Source organism: Type-A symbiont of Plautia stali, from assembly GCF_059731155.1.
The window spans coordinates 2,607,996-2,623,678 of record NZ_AP035891.1 but is presented as its reverse complement, the minus strand read 5'-3'; the positions used below and the strand labels follow the sequence as shown (position 1 = coordinate 2,623,678).

21 protein-coding genes and 3 pseudogenes are annotated in these 15,683 nt (G+C 56.1%); 10 read left to right on the top strand and 14 right to left on the bottom strand.

Features of this window, described 5'->3' with window-relative positions; translation table 11 throughout:
• Window positions 1-87: 87 nt before the first annotated feature.
• From AC6I8M_RS13975 to AC6I8M_RS13920, 12 genes and pseudogenes are all read right to left on the bottom strand, one after another.
• Window positions 88-462 carry a Mor transcription activator family protein gene (locus AC6I8M_RS13975; RefSeq protein WP_498013374.1) on the bottom strand — a complete coding sequence of 125 codons (375 nt, stop codon included), beginning with the start codon at window positions 460-462 and terminating at the stop codon, window positions 88-90.
• Window positions 456-878, bottom strand: coding sequence for a gp16 family protein (locus AC6I8M_RS13970; RefSeq protein ID WP_498013375.1), 423 nt, complete (start codon window positions 876-878; stop codon window positions 456-458). The genes AC6I8M_RS13975 and AC6I8M_RS13970 overlap by 7 nt, the downstream gene beginning before the upstream one ends.
• Before the next feature lie 136 nt (window positions 879-1,014).
• On the bottom strand, window positions 1,015-1,194 hold the full coding sequence (locus tag AC6I8M_RS13965; RefSeq protein WP_022547326.1) for a hypothetical protein: 180 nt from the start codon (window positions 1,192-1,194) through the stop codon (window positions 1,015-1,017).
• Between the two features lie 246 nt (window positions 1,195-1,440).
• Window positions 1,441-1,611 (bottom strand): hypothetical protein, encoded by a 171-nt coding sequence (locus AC6I8M_RS13960; RefSeq protein WP_010617120.1) that lies wholly within the window; start codon window positions 1,609-1,611, stop codon window positions 1,441-1,443.
• Entirely contained in the window at window positions 1,608-2,138 is a 531-nt protein-coding gene (locus tag AC6I8M_RS13955; RefSeq protein ID WP_010617119.1) for a host-nuclease inhibitor Gam family protein, read from the bottom strand. Before AC6I8M_RS13955 ends, AC6I8M_RS13960 begins: the two co-directional genes overlap by 4 nt.
• A gap of 32 nt (window positions 2,139-2,170) precedes the next feature.
• The gene (locus AC6I8M_RS13950) at window positions 2,171-2,401 is read right to left on the bottom strand and encodes a hypothetical protein (protein WP_010617118.1); all 231 of its coding nucleotides are present in this window, start codon (window positions 2,399-2,401) and stop codon (window positions 2,171-2,173) included.
• A gap of 2 nt (window positions 2,402-2,403) precedes the next feature.
• Complete coding sequence (locus AC6I8M_RS13945) at window positions 2,404-2,706, bottom strand: HI_1482 family protein (RefSeq protein ID WP_010617117.1); 303 nt, start codon at window positions 2,704-2,706, stop codon at window positions 2,404-2,406.
• 11 nt (window positions 2,707-2,717) lie between these two features.
• Window positions 2,718-3,872 (bottom strand): AAA family ATPase, encoded by a 1,155-nt coding sequence (locus tag AC6I8M_RS13940; RefSeq protein WP_498013376.1) that lies wholly within the window; start codon window positions 3,870-3,872, stop codon window positions 2,718-2,720.
• A gap of 12 nt (window positions 3,873-3,884) precedes the next feature.
• Window positions 3,885-5,673: pseudogene (locus tag AC6I8M_RS13935) on the bottom strand (integrase catalytic domain-containing protein).
• Window positions 5,673-6,623 (bottom strand): DUF3102 domain-containing protein, encoded by a 951-nt coding sequence (locus AC6I8M_RS13930; protein ID WP_498013377.1) that lies wholly within the window; start codon window positions 6,621-6,623, stop codon window positions 5,673-5,675. Before AC6I8M_RS13930 ends, AC6I8M_RS13935 begins: the two are co-directional and overlap by 1 nt.
• A gap of 12 nt (window positions 6,624-6,635) precedes the next feature.
• Window positions 6,636-6,956 (bottom strand): helix-turn-helix domain-containing protein, encoded by a 321-nt coding sequence (locus AC6I8M_RS13925; RefSeq protein WP_022547321.1) that lies wholly within the window; start codon window positions 6,954-6,956, stop codon window positions 6,636-6,638.
• Window positions 6,957-7,014: 58 nt separating this feature from the next.
• Window positions 7,015-7,359, bottom strand: coding sequence for a helix-turn-helix domain-containing protein (locus AC6I8M_RS13920; RefSeq protein WP_498013378.1), 345 nt, complete (start codon window positions 7,357-7,359; stop codon window positions 7,015-7,017).
• Between the two features lie 149 nt (window positions 7,360-7,508).
• Here AC6I8M_RS13920 and AC6I8M_RS13915 point away from each other — a divergent pair, with 149 nt between their 5' ends.
• The gene (locus tag AC6I8M_RS13915; protein ID WP_498013467.1) at window positions 7,509-8,420 is read left to right on the top strand and encodes a helix-turn-helix domain-containing protein; all 912 of its coding nucleotides are present in this window, start codon (window positions 7,509-7,511) and stop codon (window positions 8,418-8,420) included.
• A gap of 29 nt (window positions 8,421-8,449) precedes the next feature.
• On the opposite strand, the gene AC6I8M_RS13910 is transcribed toward AC6I8M_RS13915, so the two are convergent.
• Window positions 8,450-8,590 carry a hypothetical protein gene (locus tag AC6I8M_RS13910; protein WP_498013466.1) on the bottom strand — a complete coding sequence of 47 codons (141 nt, stop codon included), beginning with the start codon at window positions 8,588-8,590 and terminating at the stop codon, window positions 8,450-8,452.
• 38 nt (window positions 8,591-8,628) lie between these two features.
• Window positions 8,629-8,958, bottom strand: a pseudogene (locus AC6I8M_RS13905) (DNA adenine methylase); the annotation flags it as partial.
• Between the two features lie 337 nt (window positions 8,959-9,295).
• Here AC6I8M_RS13905 and AC6I8M_RS13900 point away from each other — a divergent pair.
• The 9 genes and pseudogenes from AC6I8M_RS13900 (at window position 9,296) to AC6I8M_RS13860 (ending at window position 15,623) form a co-directional block, all read left to right on the top strand.
• Complete coding sequence (locus tag AC6I8M_RS13900; protein WP_022547386.1) at window positions 9,296-9,589, top strand: putative holin; 294 nt, start codon at window positions 9,296-9,298, stop codon at window positions 9,587-9,589.
• A gap of 2 nt (window positions 9,590-9,591) precedes the next feature.
• Window positions 9,592-10,230: a transglycosylase SLT domain-containing protein gene (locus AC6I8M_RS13895; protein ID WP_051588504.1), complete on the top strand. Its 639-nt coding sequence runs from the start codon at window positions 9,592-9,594 to the stop codon at window positions 10,228-10,230.
• The gene (locus tag AC6I8M_RS13890; RefSeq protein WP_498013465.1) at window positions 10,223-10,807 is read left to right on the top strand and encodes a hypothetical protein; all 585 of its coding nucleotides are present in this window, start codon (window positions 10,223-10,225) and stop codon (window positions 10,805-10,807) included. Before AC6I8M_RS13895 ends, AC6I8M_RS13890 begins: the two co-directional genes overlap by 8 nt.
• A 34-nt stretch (window positions 10,808-10,841) precedes the next feature.
• The gene (locus AC6I8M_RS13885) at window positions 10,842-11,165 is read left to right on the top strand and encodes a hypothetical protein (RefSeq protein ID WP_022547389.1); all 324 of its coding nucleotides are present in this window, start codon (window positions 10,842-10,844) and stop codon (window positions 11,163-11,165) included.
• 2 nt (window positions 11,166-11,167) lie between these two features.
• Window positions 11,168-11,479 carry a hypothetical protein gene (locus AC6I8M_RS13880; protein WP_022547390.1) on the top strand — a complete coding sequence of 104 codons (312 nt, stop codon included), beginning with the start codon at window positions 11,168-11,170 and terminating at the stop codon, window positions 11,477-11,479.
• Window positions 11,480-11,481: 2 nt separating this feature from the next.
• Complete coding sequence (locus AC6I8M_RS13875; protein ID WP_022547924.1) at window positions 11,482-12,033, top strand: DUF3486 family protein; 552 nt, start codon at window positions 11,482-11,484, stop codon at window positions 12,031-12,033.
• Window positions 12,030-13,346 (top strand): phage terminase large subunit family protein, encoded by a 1,317-nt coding sequence (locus AC6I8M_RS13870; RefSeq protein WP_498013464.1) that lies wholly within the window; start codon window positions 12,030-12,032, stop codon window positions 13,344-13,346. The genes AC6I8M_RS13875 and AC6I8M_RS13870 overlap by 4 nt, the downstream gene beginning before the upstream one ends.
• 13 nt (window positions 13,347-13,359) lie before the next feature.
• Window positions 13,360-14,806: pseudogene (locus AC6I8M_RS13865) on the top strand (phage portal protein family protein); the annotation flags it as partial.
• Window positions 14,790-15,623, top strand: coding sequence for a phage head morphogenesis protein (locus AC6I8M_RS13860; protein WP_498013463.1), 834 nt, complete (start codon window positions 14,790-14,792; stop codon window positions 15,621-15,623). The pseudogene AC6I8M_RS13865 and the gene AC6I8M_RS13860, both read left to right, overlap by 17 nt.
• Window positions 15,624-15,683 lie beyond the last annotated feature (60 nt).

Sequence of the window (15,683 nt, the reverse complement as noted above, 5' to 3'; positions counted from 1 at the left end):
TCTGGTTAGCATTAACCCAATACTCACTATCTGGTGTACAGGTTATGTTTTTCTCTCCGACGTTTCACTGCGTGAAACAAGAAACAGTCATCGAGGCGGCTTATCTTCATCTTCAAACAGATTGCCCTGGATGCGGGCCAGTTCTTCTTTTTTAACCCGTTTGACTACCGAATAAATCCACTGTAACGAGACTTTGTATTTACGCGCCAGCGCGTGGTGGTTATGGCCGTTGAAGTCAGCAAATATCTCCCGGTCACGCTGATTAATTTTCCACATCAACCCCATTGGAAAATAGACATTTTGCCCGCCCCAGACCGCCATCATCTGACTGGCGACGGCATCACCTATCTGGCTGGCGACAGCAGGGTCAACATCGATAATCTGCCTGACAGTCTGGGCGGTGTGTTCGGCCAGCTCAACCAGTAACTCCGGCCCTTTGCTACGAAAGGTATTCTCTAGCATGATGCTGCCCTCGCCACGCGCTTTTGCCACTGCTTGAGTTTCTCGATAACCTGGCTGGCCTGTTGGCTGTCCAGCCAGTAAGGCGAATCACAGCCGGTTTCGCGTTTAACAAAGTGGGCCAGGGCTGTTGCTGACGCATCACGGACAATGCCCTCCTGGGCCATTGCCTGCCACAGGGCCTGCATTTTCTGGAGTTGCGGACGGTCGGTCTGCTTTTTTGTATTGGCTTGATGGGGCTGGATACGGAAGCCTTGTGTCTTCAGGGCGTTTAACACCTGCGCCAGTTGACCGGGATTCAGGGCTTTTGCCGATGTTTTCCCCGTCAGCCTGTGCAGCATCTGGCGGTAAGTCGCGTCATCCAGTTTGAGCTGGTGGGCGGCAATATGGATTAACTGCAGGTACTTTTGTCGGGTCATCGGTGACGTCCTTTATCGTTGTGGTCGGGGTCAGGTTTCCTTATGCGGTGAGCAAAAAATAATCCTTCGGGGTTTGAAGGATTATAAAATGAATGGCGTTATTATACAATTGAATGGTTTACATGCCGCTTTTCCGCTATGACTTCTTCACGCAAATCGCCCTGGCATCAATATCCCTGAAGGTTTCAAATTTTTTCGCAAACAGTCTGGCGGCCTGCTGACAGGCGGTTGCCGTGTCAAAATCCTGTGTATGCAGGGAGGAAAAAACATTATCGCTATAAGGACTGGCGTACATGGCCAAAATTAATATCCACATGGCGATGTCCTCCCCGTTAACCGGCGGGTTTATTGTGAGTGTGTGGCGTTGATGGCGAATTTGTCGTGATACCTTTTAGTGGCACGACATCCCAGTTAAGTATCCAGGCGCTATAAGGCTGTCCGCAGTGTGGGCAGGCCAGCAGCAGGTCAATTCCCCACTCGCCGCTTTCCGGTTGCTGGATAATCCGGGCCTGGGCAGGATTCAGGTGACGGGTTGCCTGATGGCAGCTGATGCAGGTAATGCTCATAACGGGTTTTCCTTATCTGAGTCGACGATGAGTCCGGCCAGTATCCCGAAGGCATGTTGAAATTCACAATACGCGGCGGCAGAATGGTCTGCCCGCAGGTGATGCATGGCGCGGTTTATGTGCCTTTCAATCTGGCGGCGCAGAGGTTTTATTTTCTGATAGCTCATGAGGTCACCTCCTGCCCGAAGGGCGTAATAATGAAATCCTCAAGCTGGTGATGAAAGGTAATGCCGCGAATATTAAGGGGCCTGATGGTATCCTGATTTTTTAGCAGGGCATTTTTATCCACCTGTGCCTTGCGAATAATGCAGTGGTGTTGCCCGTTTTCTTCCAGCGCCTGCAGGATATCGTCCATTCCTTTTAGCGAAACGGATGGCGGGCGGTTACGCCATGACACCTCGCCGGTTATCAGGTTGGCGGTTTTGGTTTTGCCGTTTTGGGTAAGCTCCTCCCGGTTGGCCTCGCACCAGGTCTGGATACCTTTTTGCAACAGGGTGATGCGGGCCTTCATGGCTTCAATATCAGCCGCATGCTGATGCGTTAATCGTGCAATTTCATCATTAATCTGCGTCTCCAGTCGGGTCATTTCCCGCTGGATATCGCCCAGATTTTTAATATCGCTTATCACCTGCTCACGAGTTTGCGGGGTGCAGGCACCCGCCGCGGCTTTAAGCCGCGTTATTTTCTTTGCCATCTTTTTTACCTTTTAATTAACAACGTCGGGAATTAAACGCGCTCGAAAATAATGTCTTCAGGGGCGTCAGTGTGTTGAATATGCTCAAATAAATTCATGTGGTATCGGGCCGCTATTTCACCAAGACGCTGGTCTTGTTCATTAAAATCACGGCAGTTTTCGCAAATCGATAAATAGGTTTCATAGTCCTGTTCGGTAATATCCACGGTTTTTGCCAGATAAACCGATTGTCGTGCGGTAATACGGACAGGGCGTGTTTTCATGATTAACGTACCTCCCAGGTGATTCGGCAGTTATCTTGCAGGAACTGGTATTTTTCCCAGCGGCCCTGACGGTCAGTACCCAGGGCATAGCGAACGGCATGGCCCTTTTGATGTAAGGCATCACACCGTCGGTCATGCCGCAGGATAATGGTCGGACGGCTATAGCCATCAACGGTAAACTGACTGACGGTAAAGCCCTCCTGGCTGAGTTTGTCCATCACCGACAGGCATTGCCTGAACTGCTGCTGGATGGCCTGGTAGGTCATCGCTGACGGGTTTTTAATGGTCACGGCGGGGTTCAGCATAAAAGCCTCCTTTAATGCACACTGTGAATAATATTGGCGTCGATAACCGGGATGGCGTTCTCGGCGGCCAGGTTCATGGCGTCGGTCACCAGATTGCCGACAGCGAGCGGGTAAAGCAGGCTGACCGGCGTGTCTTTTTTCGGGCGCAGCCAGCTCAGGCGTTGACGCAGTGCCGGTATCGCGTCCGGGCCGAGAACGTTGTTCATGTCGCCACCGACGCGTTTAAACCTGAAATCAAGAAAGTCGCTCAGGTGTTCATCCAGCGGCGGCAGGTCAATGACCTCGCAGCGCTGTACCACTTCCCTGACCGCTAACAGGCGCTCGGATAACTTGTCGCCCAGCTCGGGTTGTCCCAGCAGGACGATGGACAGCAGTTTTTTAAAACCGTCTTCCAGCTCAAAGAAGCGTTTGAGGTGCTTTAAGGTCGGGATGGGCAGGCAATGGGCTTCTTCAGTCACCAGCACATGGCTGTACCCGGCACGGCTGCTCTCTTTTAATAGTCGGTGTAACTGACGGAAGCGGGCTTCGGGTGAGCGTTTGAGTTTTTCCAGTGGGGCCAGGGTGTGGACAATAGCCTCGGCGAGACTGGCGGCTTTGAGGGTCTTGCCCTGATGGTCGTTGTCTTCCATCGCCAGCACGTAGGGTTCAATCACCACCACCGGGGCGTTTTCCCGATAAATGCGGTCAGTCAGGTCACGACGCAGGGTACTTTTACCCGAACCGGATTCCCCGATAACCGCGATAAAGCCGCCATAGCGGGCGGTCTGGTACAACGCCTCGCGCACATAACGGCTTTCAGGGGTTAAAAACACATCTTCATGACCCTGTACCGCGTTGTCATCAAACGGGGCGCGAAACAGCCCAAAATGCTTTTTGGTGGCAGGCAGTAATACCTGTTTTTTGAGTAACATGGTGTCCTCCTCGTTGCTGGGTGGTGTGTGCTTTTCCCTGCCGCCGGACGTAACCCCGTCAAAGCAGTCGTCCGTCGCGATACCCTGGTCACGTAACCAGGCCCGGATACGGTGTTTTAGCGCGTCGGTGTCCTGTTTCGGCCACTGGTGGTGATTGACTATCTGCGCCAGTGTCGCCCCGGAAAGGTCAAGCGCCCGGGCCAGTGCTGCCTGTGTCAGATTGTGTTGTTGTAACAGGGTTTTCAGTTTCAGCATGATGGCCTCCCGTTAACCGTGACTGGCCAGGGGGACCACCACCCCGGTGGACTGGGCCATCAGTTCATCACCCAGCGCGTCGACCTGGTCGGCGGGGATGCCGTCCGGGAAGCGCTGGGTCAGCGTGGTGTAAAATTCACTGCGCCAGGTCTTGCCCGCCGCCTGAAAACGCGCACGCAACTGTTGAACCACCACGACCGGGTTTAATCGCTCTTCAAAACGCGGGGCACAAACCGTGGAGACCTGCCCCTGTCTGGGGAGGTAAATCGGTGGGGTATCGCGTTCATTATCAAGATAAGGGTTAAAGCGACCGCCCAGTGGCAGCGCCCTGGCTTTTTGCGCGGCAGCGGTTTCCCCCGGTGTGGTGGTTGCCATACAGGGTCTGCCCGACTTCCGCCAGATGGTGTTGCGCCGTGGTGTGGGGTAATGCCCTGAACGATTCGCCGGGTGTCGGGCTGTTGAGGTCAAAGCCGTAGTCGTCTTTCGCCACTTCCGGCATCCGGCAAAAGACTTCCAGTCCGTTCTCATTCATCATGACCACCTGCGCTTTACTGTCGCGCCAGGGGTTGCGCACTATCTGTACAGTGTCGCCCACGCAAATGCCGGGGACTTGCCGTACATCGTATTCACTCCCCCTGAACGACACGCGAAGGTGAGTGCTGACCTTACGGTTTTCCGGCAGACTCACCGCCAGTTCGCGGCAGACGTCAACAGGCGGTGCCTTGATTAACTGTCCAGGGGTAATACGCAGCCAGCAGTCGGTGCGGGTCATGCCGGTACGTCGGTGGATGGCGGTACGGTTGTATTTTTTACGCCATAACCCGACCAGGCGGTTGAGTTCATCAATATTATCGACTTGCACAAACCGCAGACCGGATTCAAAATGGCACTCGAGAATGTCACGCGCCTTTTCCACTGAGCCGGTGGCGCGGGCATTGCCGGCTTTATGGGCGATAAGCTGAATACCGAGGGTTTGACACAGGTTGCGCAGGGTGGACGAGACCAGCGCGCAACCGGGGTCGGTATAAAGGATGCGCGGCACGCCATGCAGGACGTCGGCCCCACCGCGCTCCTGCATGGCATTAATCAGTACATCGGTAAAGTTTTGTGTCGTTTCGCCGCCGAAGCGGTACTCGGCGTAAATCCAGCCGCTGGTATGGTCAGTCAGCTCAAATGACCAGACGCGGTCGTTAACAATGCGGTCGAGATTTTTTGGCTTGTTCTTGTTAAATTCCGCCTCACTCATCATGTGCAGGCCGGTGTCACGAGTCGTGCTCCGCTTGCCTGGGTTTTTCAGGTAATAAAGCACACACAGCGACGCATCCAGTTGCCAGACATGATTGGGATGGTTGGTTTTTAGCTGGACGCAAGGGGCAGGCGCGCCTAACTGGCTGGGGTGCAGGCGGTAACGGTACAGCGCCCGGCTGATGGCATCCACCGACAGGGGGTACCACTCGCCGGTCTCGTTATCAGTATACCCGGCATGAATCAGGTTGTTCGCCCGCAGGTCATTAACCGCCTGCTCCAGGCTGTAAAGGCGTTTGCCGTTCTTGCGATGCGAGGCCATCATCACGCCGGATATCTGCAGGGCTTCCTCACGGGTCAGGGCACTGGTGCCACAATCCACCCGCTGCCTGCGCGGCGGTTTATAGCTCACCTGTTTAATTTTTCGCAGCAGTGTGGCTCTGGAAATGCCGAGTGCCTGGCAACCTGTCTGATAAACAGCGTCTTTGCCGCCATGCCCGGCTTTTTCGGCAGCCTGGGCAATCGCCAGTATGCGTTCGGTCAGGATGGGGTTCATTACTCCACCTCCTCGCCGCTATCCTGTCCGGTACCGCGTAAATGTTCAGGTAACTGAAAATCCGCGTCTTCTGCCTCTGCATCGGCGTTTACCCAGTCAGGTACGGTCTCTGACGGGGCGTGATGGGGCAGTGTAAAATCACTGCGTAACACATTGATTTCAAACTCAATATCATTAAGCAGGCCCGCTAAATAGTCGGCGTGGGACGTGATATCACCACTGTGACTACTCAGTTTTTCCAGCCCTTCCCGAAAGCGGCCCATTAATATGGCTTTAACATCAAAGCCCACCAGGCCAATCTCTTCACGGAGCTGACGTATTCCCTCTTCCCCTAATGGGCGATGCTGATCGAGCAGGCGTTTTTCGCTCAGTTCATTGAACTTTTGATCTTTCTCATTGGCCAGGCGGCGGCTGGCTTTAAGTGACTCTTCCGTTTCACGCAGTTTTGCCCTAAGTTCCCGCACCGACATGCGGTCAACCTCATCGAGCGTCAGGCCCGCGATGGTGCCGCCTTCGGCCAGTTCGGCGAGGTCTTCGTCGTCTTCGGTCATCAGTTCAAAGAGCTTAGCTTTACCTAAACTCGCTAACGTTAGCGAGTTTTTCTGTAACAATGGTGATGTATATTTCAAAGCTGCTTTCATTATCGAATTTGCAGTTCTATGAGCCATTCCTAGTTTTTCAGTAACTATCTTAGTAAACTCCCCATGCGGCTCATTCTCTTTAAGAATAATCAGTCGCTTCCCCGCCTCCAGCATGGCTTCGGCACTCTGTGCCATATAGAAGCGCGCCTCATGCACAATACGTTCTCTTTCATAGGGCAGGCCTTCGCCGTACCTGTCCATAATCGCCTGCTGATGTTCAGCCAGGGCGTTAAGATTGTTCATTAAATCCGGCGACAGGGGCTGTTCGGGGGTGATTTCAGCCGTTATCGGTAACGCTTTTCTACCCATGATTTTTTCCTCTTACGGTTTTGACGGTGAGGCTACGCAGCGACCCCGTCGTTCTGCCATCCTGATTTGCGCCCGTTCGGTTTCATCAAAAAAAGCCAGGGCAATCTGTATCAGTTCTTCACTCAGGGCGTAATTCCCGTTGAGGCGCCGTTCAACCATGCCCTCTTCCATTAAAAACGGCAGGGTGCGACTGATATTGGCGGGTGAGTCATTGATAAGCGTCGCCAGGGCTTTATTGGACAGACCCTCGCGGTAATGCCCCTTCATGGCTTTCAAAATACGCAGCGCCCGCCGTGTGCGTGAAGAAGCATGGAGCGATAAGGTGTTTTTCATCGGAGAGCCTCTTTTTCATTAATGGAAATTATGTTACCGTCAGTGAAACGGGCGAATGTTATTTTTTATAGCGCTTTTTACCTGATGGCATGGGTTTTCCCATTATCTGTTCAATAGCCTGTTTAATTTTGCGCGCTTCCCCGCGCCAGCCCTGGCAGGAGCCATCAAGCAGCATGTATACCTGATAAGGTTTAAAGCCGGATTGGCGTGCCCATGCCGCCACCGTCGGATAGTCCTGATAGACGCGGTCATAAAAATTTCGCTTAAAGTCGGCGGGGTGTTGTAGTGACATTGTTTTGCCTCCGTCATAAAAAGTTAAAAATAAACATACCAATACATGCGAAATAATGTAAAGTCTTTTTTTGTCTGTTTTTGTATATCTCTTATCACCATTAAAAATCACTGGCTGTTATCGGCCTAGAAGGAGACCTGTATGGCAAAGAAAAAAGCGGCAACCAGCCTGTCTGTAACTACGGCGGACAATATCACGATTGCGGGGGGGCAATTGCATACCCTGAAAAAAAGGCAGAAAACAGCGCCCAACAGGAGGTGATGGCGCGTTTCGGAGATGGCTTACCCTATGAAAGAGAACGTATTGTGCATGAGGCGCGCTTCTATATGGCACAGAGTGCCGAAGCCATGCTGGAGGCGGGGAAGCGACTGATTATTCTTAAAGAGAATGAGCCGCATGGGGAGTTTACTAAGATAGTTACTGAAAAACTAGGAATGGCTCATAGAACTGCAAATTCGATAATGAAAGCAGCTTTGAAATATACATCACCATTGTTACAGAAAAACTCGCTAACGTTAGCGAGTTTAGGTAAAGCTAAGCTCTTTGAACTGATGACCGAAGACGACGAAGACCTCGCCGAACTGGCCGAAGGCGGCACCATCGCGGGCCTGACGCTCGATGAGGTTGACCGCATGTCGGTACGGGAATTGCGGGCAACATTGCGTAAAGATGAAGCGGCGCTCAAGCGCAGCCAGCAACTGGTGGCCGAAAAAGAGAAGCAGTTGCAACAGTTAAGCCAGCAACTGACCGATAAAACCTTTCCGTCTGCCGCGAGCGATAAGCAGGCTCCGCTCGATACCCAGCAGTGGGTGACACTGACACTCGAAGGGGTGGGTGACCGTCTCAAATCCGAGCGCCTGCGGCTGGGGCTCAGTCAGGAAAGCTTCGCTGAACGGTGCGGGGTTAAAAAGCTCACCCAGTACAACTATGAAAAAAGTGAGCGACATCCTGATGCGGGCTACTTAATCGCGGCGAAAGCGTTAGGCGTCGACCTTCTTTATGTGATGACCGGGGAGCGCAGCGATGAAGCCAGTGCGCTCGATGTGGTGCGCGATGAGGAAGAGGCAGAGGTATTAACTGCCTTTCGACATATTCCCGGCGAAACCCGCGAAGTGGCTAAACGCACCCTGACGGCAATGGCAGAGAAAAAAACCGCCCGCCGCCGCGCATGACGCATCCCTCTCCGTTGCAGCGGAGAGGGTTATTTGACGGTAATAATCAGCTCGCGCCGTTGTGTGGGCTGATTGATGTTGAGATTATACCGAATCGGCACGCTCTGCATCTCGAACCCCTGAAACACTGCCCGCATCTCAGGAATATCATTGACGGAAACAATCATCATCCCGGCTAAATCCCGTCCCATACCCGCCAGTTTTTCATATAGAAACGTGCCGCCCGCTGGATATCGGTCAGGGTCTCGGTCGGGGTTATTTTCAACCAGTGGTACATCGCCCGGCTGACCAGCGCCCATTTAAACTGGCGCATAAACTCTTCCAGATGGTGTTTCAGCACCCGGTAGAGATTGACCAGCTCGCCGTTGATATCGTTAATCACTTCCACTTTGCTGGGTGACTTCATAAAGAAGAGCGCCGCTGCGCCACAAAACGGCTCCACGTAGCAGGTGTGCGCCGGGAAGCGCGGTAAAATCTGTTTCGCCAGCCGCCGTTTACCGCCTGCCCAGGGCAGTATCGGTAAAAAATGTTGCTGCATTGTCTGTCAGCCTGTTTCACTCATGGAAATTAAGGTAGACTCTTTCCTGTCCTCGAGGACGAAAAGCGCCACGGTTGACTCACAGGTGATGTCTGTGTGTTGACGGCCTGTCCGGTGTTAGCGCACCGGGTGGGTCGCGCTTTTTCCCTTGCCCCATTCGGGGCAATTGCTGAGGATAATCTAACCACGCCCTGCCATTCCCACTAGTAAACCGCTTTAAAAGCGGTTGGCGCACCGCCCTGTCACACTGTCGGCCTGATTCTCAGGGAGAGTGTGATGAAAATCCGAAAAAAACTGACCTTGACCCCCTTTAAAACCCCCACGCCTCGGCGGCTGGTTGCTCACTGCGGCTGGTCTGTTGCTGGTGATTGGCCTGGTCTCGCCGCAGCAACTGCCGGTGGTGCTCTACAAGCTGGCCTTGATCACCCTGGCGGCGGTGGTCGGTTACTGGCTTGACCGTTCGCTGTTCCCCAGGGCTCGTCCCGGTCAATACCTGCACCATGACCACCCGGAGGTGGCACAGGGTCGACATCCGGTACGCGGCGGCTGCCATCAGGTGTTTGCCGCCGCCCAGTTGCGCCGGGCAGTGATTGTGGCCGCAGTGTGTCTGAGTGTGGCGATGGGGTTATGACCATGAACCGCTATCAACGTCCGCAGGGCGACCCCAGATGGCTGTTATTCCTTTTGCTGATAGTGCTCCTTGGTGGCGCGCTTGATGCCGATGCGGCGCGTCCCCCACAAGCGGCACTGCCATACCGGACTGAGCTGATACGTAACGCCCGTCTGGTGTGGGGGCTTGATGCGCCGGTGGCGGATTTTGCCGCCCAGATTGAGCACGAAAGTGGCTGGCAGCCGGCTATCACCAATCGCATCGGGGCGCAGGGGCTGGGGCAGTTTATGCCTGCGACCACGGACTGGATTGGGGAGGTGATGCCGGAACTGGCCGCCAAAGCGCCGCTTAATCCCGGCTGGAGCCTGCGGGCAGTGGTGAGTTTCGACCGCTGGCTATGGCAACGCCTGTCGGCGGTGAATGCGTGTGAGCGCATGGCGATGACGCTCTCGGCCTACAACGGTGGCCTGGGCTGGGTACAGCGTGACCGCCGCCTGGCAGAACGTCAGGGGGTCGATGGCAGGCGCTGGTTTGACAGCGTTGAGCGGGTCAATGCCGGACGTAGCCTGACCGCCTGGCGTGAGAATCGTCATTATCCGCACCGTATTTTACATGCCCTGGCACCGCGTTACCTGACCTGGGGAGGGGCAAGCTGTGTTTAGTGCAGTCAGCCTGAAAAGCCCCGGCGGAGTGCTGGTAATGGCGCTGTTGTCGGGTATCTGGTGGCACGGCTACACGCAAGGCGCAGGTCGCTCAACCGAACGGTGCGCGGCAACCCTCAGTCAGCTGCGCGAGACGTTTGCCATGCAGGAAAAACAGCGCGCCGGGCAGGCCGCGCAAACCCTAAATGCCCTGCAGCAGCGTTTCATCCATCAGGTGAAGGTGGCGCATCAGGCCGAACAGCGCTACCTGAATCGCATTGCACAGCTTCATGACAAAACCCAACACTTAACCCGGCGGATAGATGACGTTACCCAACACTGGCAGGATGAAAAAGGTCAGGCTCATACTGTGGCCTGCGTATTTACTCGTGGCTTCGTGCAGCACTACAACGCCGCCCTCGGGCTGTCAGACGTTGACGGTTCAGTCCCTGCCACCCTTACCGGCGGTACTGGCAACACGACCCGGTCAGCTGAGACCCCTGGCGAGCGACACACCCCGAGTCCAGTTACCCAGCGCGATATCCTCGCCAATATCACCGACAACGGGCAACAGTGCAGGTCTGGCGGGCACAGGTAAACGGATTGCTGGATTATATTGAAGGATCACAACCATGACATTACAGGTCGATTTCTGGGTACTGGTAAGCTATCTGTTTGGGCTGGCGGGCTTTCTCGCGGGGCTGGCACGCTGGTTTATCCGGGAGACCGAAAAGCGTCAGGCCGAACGGTTTGCTTCGCTGGAGCGGTTGATGCGTGAGGCGTCCGACAAAGGCTCACGCCTTGAGCGCGAGGTGCTGGAATTCAAAGTGGAGGTGCCGGAACGTTATGTCCGGCGCGACGAATTTATTCATTATCAGCAGGTGGTGGAGTCACGGCTTGACGCGATTTACCAGAAGCTGGAAACGATACAACTGCGTCAGGTGGCAGGAGGATAAGGATGACAGAAACCGAACAGGCGCGCCGCGAAGGGCTGCGCTGGGTGTTACTGCAGGTGGTCAACAAGGCACGGCCTTATCCGGCCAATGACCGGCTGCTGTGGGACGTGGGCCACTCGCTCTACCCGGACATGACCATGCTGGAGCTGCAAAAAGAGTTACTGTTCCTTGAGGGCTTAAGTCTGGTTCGCCTGACCCGACCGCCGGCGCGCTCATGGACCGCCACGATGACGCCGGAAGGGGTGAACCAGGTGGAATACGTCACCGACGATATCCCCGGCATTGCCCGCCCCGCCAGATACTGGAGAGAGTGACGATGGCACCGCGCAGTCATATCGATGTATTGCCTCCATCGGTGCGTGAATGGCTCGACCGGGCGCTGACGGAGCGCAATTTCAGTGGCTACCGGGAGCTGGAGACCCTGCTGCGGGATAAAGGGTACAGCATCGGTCGGGCGCAGATTTCCCGCTACGGTCAGAAGGTGCAGCGCCGCTTTGCCGCCATTCGTGAAGCCACCGAGATGGCACGCGTCATTACCGAAGGGGCGGAAGACGACCAGGACAAGCGCTCGGAGGCGATTATCGCCACCATTCAGGCCGATATTCTGACGGCGCTCATCGACGTGCGTGAGGCCAGTGATGAAGAGATGGCGCCCGCAGAGCGTGCGTCGCTCCTGGCCAGGGTGGGCAAAAGCATTGCCACCCTGACCCGCTCGTCGGTCAGTCTCAAACGCTATCAGGCAGAGGTGCGCGATAAAATTGCCGCCCAGCTGGATGTGCTGGAGCTGGAAGTCAAAAACAACGACGGCCACGTCAGCCTGGAAACCGTGCAGCGTGTCCGTCAACAGATTTACGGGATCATCCAGTGAGCGCGGCACTGGAGCTTTACCCTTACCAGCAGCGCTGGCTGCTTGACCGGCCGCGCTTTAAAATCGGCCAGTTTGCGCGCCAGACCGGCAAAACCTTTACCACCACGCTGGAGCTGGTTGATGACTGTTTTGAGACCGAGGCCCGTGGCGGTCGCACCCGCTGGGTCATTCTCTCGCGCGGGGAACGCCAGGCCAAAGAGGCGATGGAAGAAGGGGTCAGAAAGCATTGTCAGGCGTACGGTCTGGCCATCCGTGAAATCGAAGGCAGCGTGAAAGGCTCGGGCAGCGAGCGTTACACCCTGCTGGAGGCAGTGCTGCCCGGCGGCTCACGCATTACCGCACTTCCCGCCAACCCCGATACGGCGCGCGGCTTTGCCGCCAATGTGTTTCTCGATGAATTTGCCTTTCATGCTGACAGCCGCAAAATCTGGGCCGCGCTGTTTCCGGTGATATCGAACGGCTACAGGCTGCGCGTCACCTCCACCCCCAATGGCAAGGGCAACAAGTTTTATGAGCTGATGACCGACCCGTCGCTGGACAGCGTCTGGTCACGCCATCGGGTCGACATTTACCAGGCGGTCAAAGACGGCCTGCCACGGGATGTAGCCGCCCTCAAACAGGCGCTCAATGATGAAGACGCCTGGGCGCAGGAATTTGAACTGCACTGGCTGGATGAAGCCGCCGCCTGGCTTTCCTATGACCTGATTGATGGCGTAGAGCACCCGCAGGCCGGCAAGCCTGAGCACTATAACGGCGGTCCCTGTTTTGTCGGGGTCGATATCGGTCTGCGCCATGACCTGTTTGTGATATGGGTGATTGAACAGGTGGGCGATGTGGTCTGGACACGCGACATCATTACCCGCAAGCGTGCCCCGTTTGCCGAGCAGGATGCGCTGCTCGATGCGGTCTTTGCCCACTACCGGGTACTGCGCTGCTGCATCGACCAGACTGGTCTCGGCGAAAAGCCCGTGGAGGATGCCAGACGCCGTCATGGTACCCATCGCGTCGAGGGGGTGCTGTTTACCGCCAGCAATAAACTCACGCTGGCCACGCGCGGTAAAGAGGTATTTGAAGACCGCCGCTTGCGACTGCCACAGGGCGATGGCGCGTTACGCGCCGATTTGCATAAACTGAAAAAAGTGATGAGTCCGACCGGTGCACCGCGTTTTGTGGCCGAGAGCGATGCCGCCGGGCACGCTGACCGTGCCTGGGCGCTGTTTTTAGCGCTCAGCGCCGCCGACCAGCCCCACGGCCCGGTGCGCGCTTACTCCTGTTGCCCGCGTCAGGCCTCATTGTTGCTGGAGGGATATTGATGATTATCGATAAAAAGCGTTGTTCAGTGACATTGCTACCCGCGCCCGCAGTCCGGCGGGCCTGGGACAACTGTTCGGCCATTTACCCAATCCCGACCCGATATTACGCGCCAGAGGCCAGGCGATTAGCGTCTACCGCCAGTTACGCGCTGAGCCGTTGGTGGGTAGCAGTATCCGGCGGCGTAAATCGGCGGTCAAATGCCTGGAGCGCGGACTGGAGCCGGGGCAGGCACCTGCGCCTGTGGTGCGCTTTATTGAACAGACCCTGGCGCAGTGGGACATAAACCGCCTCATCGGCGAACTGCTGGAGGCGGCCTTTTTGGCTATCAACCCGCCGAACTGAGCTGGGCAAAAGACGGGCGCCATCTGGTGATGACCGATGTGGTGGGCAAGCCGCCTGAGTTGTTTACCTTTGATACGGAGAATCGCCTGCGCTTTCAGGCCCCGCAGTCCGGCCTGGCGGGCGAGTTATTACCGCCGCGCAAATTTGTGGTGGCGACGCAAGACGCCACCTTTGATAACCCCTACGGCTTTCCCGACCTGTCAATGTGCTTCTGGCCGGTGACGTTCAAGAAAGCCGGCTGGTCGTTCTGGATGCGCTTTAGTGAGAAGTACGGCACCCCCTGGGTAGTGGGGTATCATCCGCGTAGCCAGGACCAGGCGCATATCAGCCCGCTGCTGCACTCCCTCGAGCAGATGGTGCAGGATGCGGTGGCGGTTATCCCGGATGACAGCAGCATTGAATTCAAGGAGCCCGCCACCAAAGGCGCGTGGAGCAGTCTGTATAAAGACCTGATTGAGATGGCCCGCAGTGAAATTACCATTGCGCTCCTGGGCCAGAACCAGACCACCGAAGCCGAAACCAATCACGCCTCCGCCCTGGCCGGGCTGGAAGTCGCCGCCGATATCCGCGACGGCGATGCGGTGATGGTGATGAGTGCGGTGAATCAGATACTCCGCTGGCTGGTTGAGCTGAACTTTGGTGATGTGCCGGTGCCAACGTGGCGACTGTGGGAGCAGGAGACCATCGATGAGGTGCAGGCCCCTAGCGTGACCAGAGTCTGGCGCAAACGGCAGGCTTTTTCAGCGCGCAATACTATCAGCGTGAATATGGCCTGCAACCCGGCGATTTGCTGATGGAAAGTGCGCCACACGCAACCTCTTCCGCCGCACCGCCGCTGACCTTTGCCGAGGACGAAACAAAGACCGCATCCGAGGCTCAGGCACAGCTTGACCGTGCCCTGGACAGCCTGATGAAAAACGGTACCCTGGACAACACTCTGCAACCGCTGCTGGCCCCGTTATTTGACGCGGTGCAATCCGGTGTGACTCCCCGCGAGCTGATAGCGCAGCTCAGCACACTGTATCCACAGATGCAGGCGGACGCACTCCAGGAGACCTTAGCCCGGGTGATGTTTGTTGCCAGCGTCTGGGGGAGGTTACATGCCGACACTCAATGATAACGCACTGACGGCGCTGTTTAGCCTGCCGCCCAAACGGGTCATTGCTTACCTGAAAGCCAAAGGTTTTACCTTTTCCTGGGACTGGCAGGATGTCTGGCAAGACGCCCATGCGCAGAGTGCGACGGTGGCCAAAGTGACGCGACTGGATATCCTGCAGGACATGTATCAGGCACTGAACACCTCGCTGGCTGAGGGGCAAACCGGGCAGTGGTTTGCCCAGGAATTAACCCCGGTACTGCAGGCCAGGGGATGGTGGGGGCAACAGGAGACCACTGACCCGGTCAGCGGTGAGCCGGTCACTGTACAACTGGGTAGTCCGCAGCGCCTTGAGACGATTTATCGCACCAATCTCACCACCCTGTACAACGCCGGGCGCTGGGCAGAAATGCGGGCGAATATCGCGGCGCGCCCCTACTGGATGTATGTGGCAGTACGGGATAACCGTACCCGCAGAAGCCATCTGGCGCTGCATGGCCGGGTATTTCATGCCGATGACCCGGTATGGCGCGCGCTCTATCCGCCCAATGGCTGGCGCTGTCGCTGCAGTGTGATAGCCCTGTCAGTGCGGGATGTCAACGCGCGTGGGCTAACAGTGGAAACGTCCGGTGACCGTCTGCGCTGGTCGTTGCAGGTGGTCTCGCGCAAAACCGGCGAAATGCGGCCAGTGGCCCAGCTGACACTCGACAATCATACGGTGTTTTCCCCGGATATCGGCTGGTCGTATAATCCCGGTGAAGGGTATCGACCGGACTTAACCCGCTATCAGGGGCCGTTACACACCCTGGCCGTTAACACCCTGGGGAGAGCGGAATGACCGCTACTATTCTGTCGGTTGAGATAACCGATAACGACCTGCAGCGAGGCGGGAACAAAG